Below are 13,012 nucleotides of genomic sequence, written 5' to 3' on the forward strand. Positions count from 1 at the left end.
ATTCATGAAGTTCTTCAGAAAGATCGTCATCTCGACAGTGTGGCTTGCCCTGTCACTGGGTACAGCCAGTGTGCTGGCTGTCGTAGGGGCTGCTCTGTATTTTGCACCGGGCCTGCCGGATGTCCGCCAACTGCAGGATTTCGAGCTACACACACCCTTGAGAATTTTCACACGGGACGGCAAGTTGATTGGCGAATTTGGCGAGGAGCGCCGCATGCCGGTGAGCTTCGACGAGATTCCCGAGGACTTCGTGCAAGCACTACTTGCCGCCGAAGATGCCAGTTTCTTCGATCATCCTGGCGTCGACCCCAAAGGCATCGCCCGCGCGGCATTCGAATTGGTCGCCAGCGGCGGCGATATCCAGTCCGGCGGCAGTACCATCACCATGCAGGTGGCTCGTAACTACCTGCTGACGCTCGACCGTACTTTCACGCGCAAGATCCGCGAGATCCTGCTGGCCTTACAAATGGAGCAGGTGTTGAGCAAGGAAGAGATCTTCTCGCTCTACGTCAACAAGATTTTCCTCGGCAATCGGGCGTACGGCATCGCTGCCGCTGCCGAAACTTATTACAGCAAGTCGCTTGACGAGCTGAGCTTGGCCGAGAAGGCGATGATTGCCGGTCTGCCCAAGGCACCTTCGACCTTCAACCCACTCGCCAATCCTGAGCGCTCGCTGATCCGCCGCAATTGGATCCTGTATCGCATGCGCGAACTGGGATATATCGACCAAGCCACCTATGAAGAAACCGTAGCGGCCCCCATTACCGCCCAACGCTTTACGGCTCAAGTCGAGATCGAAGCCCCCTATGTCGCGGAAATGGCGCGCCAGTTCGCTGTCGACCGCTATGGAGAAGAAGCCTATACCGGTGGATACCGCATCCACACCACTCTCGACGGCGAGTTGCAACCCCTTGCCAGCCAAGCGTTGACTCAAGGTCTTATCGACTACGATACCCGCCATGGCTGGCGTGGCCCCGAGGAAAGCAACATCCCTCCGAGCCTGGTCGAAGCGCAGGAGCGTACCGAGCGAAGCGGCCTCGAGGAAGAGCTGTCCGAGTCGCCGGAAGTCATGGAAACTGCTCGCCAGGCGGCCCAGAGCAGTCAGACACGAGTCGAGGGCATCGACGGCGACGTCAGCAACTGGTTACGCGTGCTCGAGCGTACGCCTGAGCTTGGCCCTCTACAGCCGGCTATCGTAGTGAAGAGCGATGGCCGTGAAATGGAAGTGCTGACCCGTGAGGGGAAGCGCATCACCCTGGACTGGGACGGCCTGAGCTGGGCTGGGCGTTATCACACTGCCCGCTGGCACGAAGGGGAGCCCTCCTCGGCATCCGAGATTGCCAAGCGCGGCGACCTGGTACGCATACTACAGCGTGAAGATGGCAGCTGGCGGCTGTCACAACGTCCCGACGCCGAAGGTTCGATCGTGGTACTGGAGCCGGAAACAGGCGCTATTCTCGCCCTGCAAGGCGGTTTCAGCTTCTCTGCCAGCAAGTTCAATCGCGCCACCCAAGCCCAGAGACAGACAGGCTCGATCTTCAAACCCTTCGTCTATCTGGCCGCGCTGCAAAACGGCAACATGAATGCCGCCACTGTGGTCAACGATGCACCAGTGGTGATGCCCGATGCCGGCGATATCTGGCGACCTGTCAACTCCAGCGGCGACTTCCTGGGCCCCACTCGTCTGCGGGTCGCCCTAGCCAAATCGCGCAACCTGGTCACGGTGCGCATTCTGCAGACCATGGGGCTGGATAGCACCCTGGACTTCTTACAGCGTTTCGGTTTCTCCGAAGGACGTTTGCCCCACGGCCTGTCGCTGGCCCTGGGCAGCGCTTCCCTGACGCCGCTAGAGATGACCAACGCCTATGCCGTACTAGCCAATGGCGGTTTCCAGGTATCTCCTTGGTTCATCGAGAAGGTGACCCGCGGCAGCGACGACGAGGTTCTCGAGGAAGCCATACCGCGTGTAGCTTGTCGCGAGTGCCCTGAAGGCGCCCGTGAAGTGACCATCGACGGTGAGCGCCATGCCCTCGCCCCGCGTGTCGCCGACCCAGCGGCCATTTACATCCTGCGCGACATGTTGCGTGATGTGATCGAGACTGGCACGGGACGTGCCGCACTGGAGCTGGGCCGCAGCGATATCGTCGGCAAGACCGGTACCACCAATGAGCGACGTGATGCGTGGTTTGCCGGTTACAACTCTGATCTGGTGACCACCGTATGGGTTGGCAAGGACAGCAACGAAACCACCGGCGAGTACGGTGGCCAAGCCGCATTGCCGATATGGATGAACTTCATGGGAAGTGCGCTAAAGGGCAAGCCCGAAGCCATACCGGAAGCACCAAGCGATATCGTCCAGGCACGCATCGACCCGAACACGGGGCGCCGCCTGCATGACGACCAATCCGGTGGTATCAGTGAGATCTTCCATGCCGACCATCTGCCGGACTACCAGCCGCGAACCATCGAGCGCGAACTGGAAAACCGCAGCGGCTCTCAAGGGACAGGCACTTACGAAGCCATCTTTTGAAACAAGCTGGCCGAAGCGATAGGGGCATCGCTTCGGCCACATCGCCTTTCGTCACACTTTGGCACCACCTGCTTACGGCAACCAGGGAGTCCTTGCCATGCAACGCCATTTGACCGGCCTGGCGGTCGCTACCACGCTGCTTGCAGCAAGCCCTTCGGCACTGGCCAGCCCCTTTTATTCTCCCCCAGCTCCCGAGAAGGATGCCCCTTCTTTCAGCGGGGAATCCGAGCTCGGCTACACACACCTATCCGGCAATACCGACAGTGAGACGCTGATCGCCAAGGGCCGCCTGACCTGGCTGACCAGGCCATGGACCCACACGCTGCGCGCGGAAACTCGCAAAGTCGAACGAAACGACGACACCAGCGCCGAACAATATCTGTTGGCTGGACGTGAGCGTTATGACCTTGACGGGCCACATTACCTTTTTGGGTTCGCCCGCTGGGAAAAGGACCGCTTCAGTGGCTATGAATACCAGTTCACCACCATTGGCGGTTATGGCCGACAAATTCTCGACACTGATACTCATACGTTGTCGCTCGAAGGAGGCCCCGGCTACCGCTTCGATGCCATTGACGACGATGGCACCGAAGAGTTAGGGGTCGCCTACGGCGCACTGGACTATCGTTGGGACTTCTCTCCGATTGCCTCGCTCGCACAGGAAGCGTCCGTGGAAGCCACCGACAGCAATGTCACGACCCGCTCACTGTCGTCGCTCACTGCCGATCTCAATTCGCGCCTTTCACTGCGTATTTCTCACGAGATCAAGAACAACTCGAATCCGCCCGACACGGCCGACGCCCATACCGATCGCACGACCAGTGCCACTCTGCTCTATAGCTGGTAGCTCCTCGACACCACGGCTTTCCAACGCAAGACGCCGGCCCTTCGGCCGGCGTCTGACTAACACCTGATCAAGAGGAGGTTTGACTCAACTGCCATAGACCTCTTCGATGCTGCTCAGTGGGTAGTGCGAGGGATAAGGCTTACGTGCCACCCCAGAGTCTACCGCTGCCTGAGCGACGGCTGACGAGACTCGATCCAGTAGGCGAGAATCCATCGGTGTGGGGATGATATAGCCACGCCCGAACTCCAGAGAGTCGACCTCATAAGCATCCAACACCTCCTGGGTTACCGGCTCGCGTGCAAGATCCTGCAGAGCATGTACCGCCGCAACTTTCATCTCTTCGTTGATACGCGTAGCACGGACGTCCAATGCACCACGGAAGATGAACGGAAAGCCTAGTACGTTGTTGACCTGATTGGGGAAATCGGAACGCCCGGTGGCCATGATCACGTCGTCGCGAGTGGCATTGGCGACGTCGGGATGGATTTCCGGGTCCGGGTTGGAGCAGGCAAACACCACTGGATTGGCTGCCATCTTGTTGAGTTGTTCCGGAGAAAGCAGGTTGGGACCAGACAGGCCGACAAAGACGTCAGCACCGTCAATGGCGTCATCCAGAGTACGGCGCTCGGTATCGGTGGCGAACATCGCCTTGTATTGATTGAGATCCTCGCGACCGCTGTGGATCACGCCCTTGCGATCGAGCATGTAGATGTTCTCAGCCTTGGCCCCGCAGGCGACCAGCAGCTTCATGCAAGCAATCGCTGCGGCTCCGGCACCCAAGCATACGATACGTGCTTGGTCGATGGCCTTGCCGGCGATATCCAAGGCATTGAGCATACCGGCAGCGGTAACGATCGCCGTGCCGTGCTGGTCATCATGAAACACGGGAATGCTGCAGCGTTCGATGAGCGCCCGCTCGATCTCGAAGCATTCCGGCGCCTTGATGTCCTCGAGATTGATGCCTCCCCAGGTATCGGCGATACGTGCGACAGTATCGATGAAGGCCTGCGGGCTCTCGGCATTGACTTCGACATCCACTGAATTGATACCAGCAAACTTCTTGAACAGCACGCCCTTGCCTTCCATGACCGGCTTGCTGGCCAACGGCCCCAGGTTGCCCAAGCCTAGAATTGCCGAGCCATCGGAAATTACCGCCACCAGGTTGCCTTTGCCGGTGTACAGATACGCGTTTTCCGGATCCTTGGCGATCTCACGACAAGGCTCAGCAACCCCCGGACTATAGGCCAGGGCCAGATGCTTGGCCGAAGTGGTCGGCTTGGTCAATTCGACAGACAGCTTGCCGGGAATCGGCTGTGAATGATAATCCAGTGCCGCTTGTTTCTTCGCGTCAGTCATGCGTCTTGTCCGGTCATATCATGGAGGTGTCGAGCCAGAATATAGAAAAACCCTCAGCGTCACAACTTGAGCCAACTCGCTGTCATTACAGACTTTTAATTGCTTGTTTGAAGACATTTCCAGATATTCGCCGCAACTTATGACTGACAGAAGAGACATAAAGCAAAGCTTATCGCCCCCCCCCCATCTTGACTCCTCCCTCAACGAGAAAACCCGCCCGGAGAGCCCGGACGGGTTTTCGATATGACAGCGGAAGTGGCTAAGCCGAACGGTGGCTGTCTTCAGCCGCGCTTGACGGCGGCACCGAAACGCTTGTTGAAGCGTTCGACGCGGCCACCCGTGGTCGCCTGCTTCTGCTTGCCAGTATAGAACGGATGACACTGGGAGCAGACGTCCAAGGAGAGGTCATGGCCGGCAGTGGAACCGACGTCGAAGGTCGCGCCACAGGAACAGGTGGCAGTGACCATCTTGTATTCGGGATGGATACCTTGTTTCATCTTTAAGCCTCATGAAGCAGTATGCCGCCACCTGATCCTTGCCAGGCACCGCATACGGGTTGTCATCGTACGGAAGTCTCGTACGGACTCGGACCGATTACCGCCATGCGACCCAAAGGCATGCATGGAGGGCGGGTATTCTAGCAGAGCCAACACCGGAGGCCAATTGTCAGCGACACCCTCACCTGCTTCGCACCCAACAGTGCTCGGCGTGGCCATCCCCACCCCGTTGCGACGTCTCTTCGACTATTGCCCGGGGCAAGACGTTCCGCCCGGTGGTTGGCGACCTGGATTGCGTGTACGTGTACCGTTCGGGCGCCGCGAGGTCGTGGGCATCATTGTCGAGTGCCGTACACACAGTGAGATTTCACTCGCTGACCTCAAGCCCATCTCGGCCTGCATCGATAACTCGCCGTTGCCCGACGATTGGCTGTGGCTGTGCCGTTTCACGGCCCGCTACTACCAGCATGCTTTGGGCGACACCCTACACCAATCGCTTCCGGTGTTACTTCGCCAGGGACGCCCGCTGGAAGCACGTACCCGCGAGCGCTGGCGACTGACCGAACGGGGGCAAGCCATCCCGGGCGAGCAACTCGGACGCGCCCGACGCCAGGCCGAGCTTCTGGAGCAGCTACGCTTGCATCCCCGCGGACTAGCCACGGGCGCTATTACCTCTCAGGGGTTCAGTCGTGTCCAGCTCGAAGGCCTGGCCGAGAAGGGGCTGATTGAAGCTGAACAGGAAACGCTCATCGAGAGTCCCGTAGCGGATTACCGTAGTTTGCTGGCCGAGCCAGCGCTGAGCCTGAATCGCGAACAAGCGACAGCCCTCGCCACGCTGCATGAAGGTCTGGATCGCTATCATCCTTGTTTGCTACAGGGGGTAACCGGCAGCGGCAAGACCGAGGTCTATCTGCAACTGATCGAGGCGGTGATCTCACGAGGCCGTCAGGCCCTGGTGCTGGTCCCCGAGATCGGCCTTACCCCTCAGACTCTCATGCGTTTTCGCAAACGCTTCCGAGTCCCGGTGGTTGCGCTGCACTCGGGTATCAGTGACGGCGAGCGCCTCGATGCGTGGTTGGCCGCCGCCAGCAGTCGCGCTCCAATCGTGATCGGCACTCGTTCGGCAATCTTCACACCGTTGGCCAAGCCTGGAGTGATCATCGTCGACGAGGAACACGATGGCTCCTACAAGCAGCAGGATGGCCTGCGCTATCATGCTCGGGACCTGGCCATCATCCGTGCCCGTCACCACGACATCCCGGTGTTACTGGGCAGCGCCACCCCGTCATTGGAGAGCCTTGCCCAGGCTCAGGCCGGCCGTTATCGCCATTTACACTTGACGCGTCGCGCCAGCCACCATCCTCCTGCGCGGTTGGAACTGATCGACCTGCGCGGCCGACCCCGTCAAGGTGGATTGATCGCTCCGGCGATCGATGCCATTCGCCAGACACTTACTGCCGGTCATCAGGTACTGGTCTTCATCAATCGACGAGGCTTCGCTCCAGCACTGGCCTGCCACGAATGCGGTTGGCTGGCCGAGTGCGACCACTGCGATGCCCGCTTGACCTTGCATCGCCAGCCACCGCAGCTGACTTGCCACCACTGCGAGCGCCAACGTCCGCTCCCCGATGCCTGTCCAGAATGCGGCAGCGCCGACCTCCGTCCTTTGGGAGCCGGCACCGAACGCGCTGAAGAGACCCTGGCAGCCCTGTTCCCCGACACCCCGGTCCACCGTATCGACCGTGATAGTACACGGCGCAAGGACGCCTTCGAGAACACCCTGGCGGAGGTCAGACGCGGCGAACCGTGCCTGTTGGTTGGTACCCAAATGCTGGCCAAGGGACATCACCTACCCCATGTGACCCTAGTGGTCGTGATCAACGCCGATGCCGGCCTCTATGCCAGCGATTTCCGGGCGCTGGAGCACAGCTCCCAGTTACTGATCCAAGTGGCTGGGCGCGCTGGACGTGCTGAGCATCCCGGCCGGGTACTGGTACAGACTCTGCACAGCGACGACCCACATCTGCGACTGCTGGCAGAGCACGGCTATGATGCCCTGGCCCGCCAGTTACTCGAGGAGCGCCGTGCTGCCGGTCTCCCCCCCTTTCGGTTTCTTGCCCTGGCTCGCTTCGAGAGCCCTCGCGAGATCGATGCCATGACGCTTGCCGATGCCGCCGCCAGTGCGCTGCGTGACCAGTTGGCCTCGTCCTCAGGCCAAGTACAATGCTTAGGGCCGGTACCGGCCCCCATGGAACGACGCCAGAATCGCTACCATGTGCAGTTGATGCTTTCCAGCGCCTTACGCAGCAAGCTTCATGAAGCCAGCGCCTGGCTAGCCGCCTGGCTCGAAAGCAACCGTGAAGCACGCCGTGTACGCTGGTCACTGGATATCGATCCGCAAACGCTAAGTTAGAAGAGGGAAGATCGGCGCTACGCGCCTGGAAGATGAAAGAACACCACTGCTTAGCTAACGAGAGGAGCGAAACATCGGATACTCCCTTTTCTTCCGACGTCAAGCGGCGTAGCCGCGTCTTCTTACTTATCTCTTCCGGCGCAGCCGGGCTGGGGTTTAAAGCCGCGCCGCAATTGCCGATAATGACCCACCATTCGCCCCAGCGCGACGATTCATACCTGCCACCGCGAGATTCATCATTGTCAACCGCTCGCGCTGCGCCAGGGACACAGGACATTCGAGACCCCATGAAAGACACCATCATCTCGCTGCTTGACGAAGCCCTCACCACCCTCAAGCAGCAGGGCGAGTTGCCCCAGGACATCGCGCCGACCATCAAGGTCGATGCCACCAAGGACAAGGCTCATGGCGACTACGCCACCAACCTGGCGCTGATGCTGGCCAAGCCGGCCGGCAAGAAACCCCGCGATTTGGCAGAGGCGCTGGTTGCCGCATTACCAGCCTCCAGCGCTGTCGACAAGACCGAGATTGCCGGCCCAGGCTTCATTAACTTCTTCGCTACCACCGATGCTGCCGCCCAGATCATTCCTGCAGTGCTCGATGCCGGCGATACCTTCGGCCGCAGCCTGATTGGCAAGGGCCAGAAAGTGCAAGTGGAGTTCGTTTCTGCCAACCCCACCGGCCCTCTGCATGTCGGCCACGGCCGCGGCGCCGCAATCGGCGATAGCTTGTGCCGGCTGCTAGAAGCCATCGGTTACGATGTGACTCGCGAGTTCTACTACAACGACGCCGGCGCCCAGATCAACAATCTGGCGGCTTCAGTACAGGCCCGCGCCAAGGGACTAGGCCCTGACGACGAAAGCTGGCCGGAAGATGGCTATCGCGGGGACTACATCGTCGACGTCGCCAACAGTTATCTCGCCGGCGACACAGTCCACGCCGACGACCGTCATGTCACCGCCAAGGGCGACTCCGACGATCTGAACGCCATTCGCGAGTTCGCCGTGGCTTACCTGCGCCGCGAACAGGACCTCGATCTCAAGGCCTTCGGCGTCGAGTTCGACGTCTATTTCCTTGAGTCCTCACTGTACGAGGACGGCAAGGTCGAGGCCACCATCGAGCGGCTCATCGAAGGCGGCCACACCTACGAGCATGATAGCGCCCTGTGGCTGCGCACCACCGACTTTGGCGACGACAAGGACCGGGTGATGCGTAAGTCAGACGGCGACTACACCTACTTCCTGCCCGATGTCGCCTATCATCTGGACAAATGGCAACGCGGCTTCAAGACGGTGATCAATGAGCAGGGGGCGGATCACCACTCTACTGTGACGCGGGTTCGTGCCGGCCTACAGGCGCTAGAGACCGGCATACCGCAGGGCTGGCCCGACTACGTACTACACCAGATGGTGCTGGTCACCCGTTCCGGGGTCGAAGTCAAGCTTTCCAAGCGCGCCGGCAGCTATGTGACCCTGCGCGATCTGATCGATGAAGTCGGCCGTGATGCTACCCGCTACTTCCTGGTCGCCCGCCGTGCCGACTCCCAGCTCACCTTCGATATCGACCTGGCCCGCTCCCAGTCCAACGACAACCCCGTTTACTATATCCAGTACGCGCACGCCAGGGTGTGCAGCATGCTGCGCAAGGCTGAGGCGGAAGGCCTGGATTTCGACCGAGCTCACGCCATCGATCATCTCGCACAGCTCGATGCCGACCAGGAAAAAGCGTTGATGAATCGCCTGGCTCGCTTTCCCGAGGTGGTCGAACATGCGGCTGTCTCGCGCGAACCCCAGCAGATCGCCCAGTACCTGCAGGATCTGGCCGCGGACTTCCATACTTGCTACAACGCGGTCAAGGTGATGGTCGATGATTCCGACCTGCGCAACGCTCGCTTGGCGCTGGGACTGGCCACTCGCCAGGTACTCCGTAACGGTTTGAATCTATTGGGTGTCAGCGCCCCAGAGGAGATGTGACTCATGGCCGCTCGTCAATCGCGCCAAGGGAATGGGCGCCAAACCAAGCGCAGCGGCGCCACCTCCAGACGCGCGCCCAGGAAGCAGTCAAACCGGGGCATACCTGGCTGGTTGTGGGGCATTGCCGGCCTGGTAGCCGGCTTCTTCCTTGCCCAGTACGTTCAGCAATCGGCGCCTACACCAGTCGCTACGGTAGTGCCCAAGCCGACGTCGAGTAACGCCTCCGCTTCCACGGGAGCGGACAAGTCGTCGGCCAGTGAATCTCCCATGCCAACCTTTGAGTTCTACACCTTGCTGCCGGAGTCTGAAGTCATTGCTCCGCGCTCGGAAGCCACGGCATCTCGGCCACAGCCCCCTGCCCCGGCACGTACCGAACCGAAAGCCGAGACAGAGACAGAAACTACTAACGACCCCATTGCAGCCCAGCTGGCAAGCCTCGATGAGGCAGTGAAGCAGAGCATGGCATCGCGCGAGGAAAGCCAACAAGCCTCTTCATCGCCACCAAGCAACAGCCGTTACATGCTACAGGCAGCCTCATTCCGGGAAACCGGAGATGCCCAGCGCCTGGCCGGCAGGCTACGCGACTTCGGTCTGCTGGCCAAGATCACCGAGGTCCAGACCGGCGACGGTAATACTTGGCACCGGGTCCAGGTTGGCCCTTACGAGGACAGGCGTGAACTCAACCGCGCTCAAGACCTGATGATCACGCAGGGGATCGAGCCGTTGCTGATTCGCCTCCAGAATTGATCCATGACGACACTGGGCTATTGAGGCGTCTTGACCCCGAGCATAGGCCCCTATGCCGCCCACCAGCGGCCGGCGGTTGATTTTTGGCATCACCGCCCGCACCTCCCTAAAAGCTTGTTCGCGGCGTCAGGTAGCGTTTGCGACGCCGAAAGTCATCGGGAGCCCTGCACGCTCCCTCAAGGAGTCCCCCTGCATGACGACTATCGTATCCGTACGCCGCGGTGACCAGGTCGCCCTGGCCGGCGATGGCCAGGTATCGCTGGGCAACACCGTGATGAAGGGCAATGCCAGCAAGGTACGGCGCCTGTATCGCAATCAGGTGTTGGCTGGTTTCGCCGGAGGCACTGCCGACGCCTTCACCCTCTTCGAGCGTTTCGAGGCCCAGCTTGAAAAACACCAGGGCCATCTGGTCAAGGCAGCCGTGGAACTGGCCAAGGACTGGCGTACCGACCGCGCCCTACGCCGACTCGAAGCCTTGCTGGCAGTGGCCGACAAGCATGCCTCGTTGATCATTACTGGCAACGGTGACGTGGTGGAACCGGAGCGCGGTATCATCGCCATCGGTTCGGGAGGCAACTTCGCCTTGGCTGCAGCCCGCGCCCTACTCGAAAATACCGAACTATCGGCCCGCGAAATCACCGAAAAGTCACTCGATATCGCCGCCGACATCTGTGTCTTCACCAACCACAACGTCACGCTGGAAGAGCTCTGAACCATGACCCAGATGACCCCCCGCGAGATCGTCCATGCGCTAGACCAGTTCATCATTGGCCAGCAAGATGCCAAGCGGTCCGTGGCCATTGCGCTACGTAACCGTTGGCGGCGCATGCAGCTCGACGAAGAGCTGCGCAGCGAAGTTACGCCCAAGAATATCCTGATGATCGGCCCCACCGGCGTCGGCAAGACCGAGATCGCCCGCCGCCTGGCCAAGCTCGCCAATGCGCCCTTCATCAAGGTCGAGGCGACTAAGTTTACCGAGGTCGGTTATGTGGGACGCGACGTCGAGTCGATCGTTCGTGACCTGACCGAGGCGGCGATCAAGATGGTCCGCGAACAAGCCAAGGCCGAGGTTCGCCATAAGGCCGAGGACGCGGCTGAGGACCGTATTCTCGATGCTCTCCTGCCACCGCCTCGCGGTCAGGAAGACAGCCCGCGCCAGGACAGCTCCACACGCCAGCTTTTCCGCAAGAAGTTGCGCGAAGGCCAACTCGACGATAAGGAAATCGATATCGAAATCACGGCCCAGGGTCCGGGCATCGATATCATGACCCCGCCAGGCATGGAGGAAATGACCAGCCAGTTGCAAAGTCTGTTCGCCAACATCGGCCGACAAAAGAGCGAGACCAAACGTGTCACGGTCAAGGACGCCTGGCAACTGCTACGTGACGAGGAAGCTGCCAAACTGGTCAACGAAGAAGAGATCAAGCGCCGCGCCATCGATGCCGTGGAACAGAACGGTATCGTCTTCCTCGATGAGATCGACAAGGTCACCAAGGGGCAGCAGACCAGCGGTGGCGATGTTTCCCGTGAAGGCGTGCAACGCGATCTGCTGCCGCTGATCGAGGGTTCCACAGTATCGACCAAGCACGGCATGGTCCGCACCGACCATATTCTGTTCATCGCCTCCGGCGCGTTTCACTTGTCTAAACCCTCGGACCTGATCCCCGAGTTGCAGGGACGTCTGCCGATTCGCGTTGAGCTCAATGCACTGACCCCGGACGACTTCCAACGCATTCTCACCGAGCCATCGGCGGCACTTACCAAGCAATACCAAGCCTTGCTGGCTACCGAAGGCCTGGAGATCAGCTTTACCGACGACGGTATCCAACGGATCGCCGAGATCGCCTGGCGGGTCAACGAGGGTACCGAGAACATCGGAGCCCGTCGTCTGCACACAGTGATGGAACGCCTGCTGGAAGAGGCATCCTACAGAGGCAGCGATCTGGGCAACCCACTGACCATCGACGCCGACTACGTCAACTCTCAGCTCGGCGAACTGGCGATGGACGAGGACCTGTCGCGGTACATACTCTGAGAAGGAAGAAGGAAGAAGGAAGAAGGAAGAAGGAAGAAGGAAGAAGGAAGACAGTATCTCGATTTTTCTTCCTTCTCCAAGCTGCGCAGTCTTCCCTCTTTAGCCGCGAAGCGGCGTTGTTATCACTTGGAGCTTTACCATGTCCGCCCCAATTCCCACTCGCGTGCACTATCACAAGAAAGCCCGCGAACTCGAGCTGACCTACGAAGGCAATGAAAGCTACCGCTTGTCGGTTGAATATCTGCGCGTCTACTCACCATCGGCCGAGGTACGTGGCCATGGTGGCGATACGGCGGTGCTACAAGTCGGCAAGAAAGACGTGGGCCTGAAGAACATCACCCAGACAGGACGCTACGCACTCAAGCTGCACTTTGACGATGGCCATGACAGTGGTCTGTATAGCTGGGACTACCTGTATGATCTAGCCCTCAACCGTGAGGCCTATTGGGCTGACTACCTGCGCCGCCTCGACGAGGCTGGAGCATCACGCGAGCCGCAGGGCATTCAGATCAAGCAGCTCTAGGACACAAGGTTTTGTCTGAAAAGTCGTCGAGCGATGGCCAGGCAAGGCAGAAATCAGCGAAAAAGCGGAGTTGACTTAGTTGTAAATGAGC

10 protein-coding genes are annotated in these 13,012 nt (G+C 59.9%); 8 read left to right on the plus strand and 2 right to left on the minus strand.

From position 1 onward, the window contains the following. The first annotated feature begins 4 nt into the window (after window positions 1-4). Window positions 5-2,530, plus strand: a complete 2,526-nt coding sequence (locus L861_RS14915) for a penicillin-binding protein 1A (protein ID WP_016417300.1) — start codon at window positions 5-7, stop codon at window positions 2,528-2,530. A gap of 97 nt (window positions 2,531-2,627) precedes the next feature. Further along, window positions 2,628-3,377, plus strand: coding sequence for a DUF481 domain-containing protein (locus L861_RS14920; RefSeq protein WP_016417301.1), 750 nt, complete (start codon window positions 2,628-2,630; stop codon window positions 3,375-3,377). Window positions 3,378-3,461: 84 nt separating this feature from the next. Here the strand turns inward: L861_RS14920 and L861_RS14925 are convergent, their stop codons facing one another. Next, window positions 3,462-4,733 carry a malic enzyme-like NAD(P)-binding protein gene (locus L861_RS14925; RefSeq protein ID WP_016417302.1) on the minus strand — a complete coding sequence of 424 codons (1,272 nt, stop codon included), beginning with the start codon at window positions 4,731-4,733 and terminating at the stop codon, window positions 3,462-3,464. Between the two features lie 281 nt (window positions 4,734-5,014). Continuing rightward, a complete protein-coding gene (gene rpmE, locus L861_RS14930) occupies window positions 5,015-5,230 on the minus strand; it encodes a 50S ribosomal protein L31 (RefSeq protein ID WP_016417303.1) in 216 nt (71 codons plus the stop codon). A 124-nt stretch (window positions 5,231-5,354) separates the two neighbouring features. Here rpmE and L861_RS14935 point away from each other — a divergent pair, with 124 nt between their 5' ends. The 6 genes from L861_RS14935 to L861_RS14960 all read left to right on the plus strand — a co-directional run bounded on the left by L861_RS14935 (window position 5,355) and on the right by L861_RS14960 (window position 12,921). Continuing rightward, window positions 5,355-7,643 (plus strand): primosomal protein N', encoded by a 2,289-nt coding sequence (locus tag L861_RS14935; protein WP_081645868.1) that lies wholly within the window; start codon window positions 5,355-5,357, stop codon window positions 7,641-7,643. Window positions 7,644-7,930: 287 nt separating this feature from the next. Continuing rightward, window positions 7,931-9,616, plus strand: a complete 1,686-nt coding sequence (gene argS, locus L861_RS14940; protein WP_016417305.1) for an arginine--tRNA ligase — start codon at window positions 7,931-7,933, stop codon at window positions 9,614-9,616. A gap of 3 nt (window positions 9,617-9,619) precedes the next feature. Further along, the gene (locus L861_RS14945; protein WP_021029208.1) at window positions 9,620-10,363 is read left to right on the plus strand and encodes an SPOR domain-containing protein; all 744 of its coding nucleotides are present in this window, start codon (window positions 9,620-9,622) and stop codon (window positions 10,361-10,363) included. A gap of 193 nt (window positions 10,364-10,556) precedes the next feature. Next, window positions 10,557-11,075, plus strand: coding sequence for an ATP-dependent protease subunit HslV (gene hslV, locus L861_RS14950; protein ID WP_016417307.1), 519 nt, complete (start codon window positions 10,557-10,559; stop codon window positions 11,073-11,075). A gap of 3 nt (window positions 11,076-11,078) precedes the next feature. Then, window positions 11,079-12,398, plus strand: a complete 1,320-nt coding sequence (hslU, locus tag L861_RS14955) for an ATP-dependent protease ATPase subunit HslU (protein WP_016417308.1) — start codon at window positions 11,079-11,081, stop codon at window positions 12,396-12,398. Between the two features lie 139 nt (window positions 12,399-12,537). Continuing rightward, window positions 12,538-12,921, plus strand: coding sequence for a gamma-butyrobetaine hydroxylase family protein (locus L861_RS14960; protein WP_016417309.1), 384 nt, complete (start codon window positions 12,538-12,540; stop codon window positions 12,919-12,921). Window positions 12,922-13,012 lie beyond the last annotated feature (91 nt).

Origin of the sequence: Litchfieldella anticariensis FP35 = DSM 16096, assembly GCF_000409775.1 — a bacterium.
Classification (GTDB): Bacteria; Pseudomonadota; Gammaproteobacteria; order Pseudomonadales; family Halomonadaceae; genus Litchfieldella; species Litchfieldella anticariensis.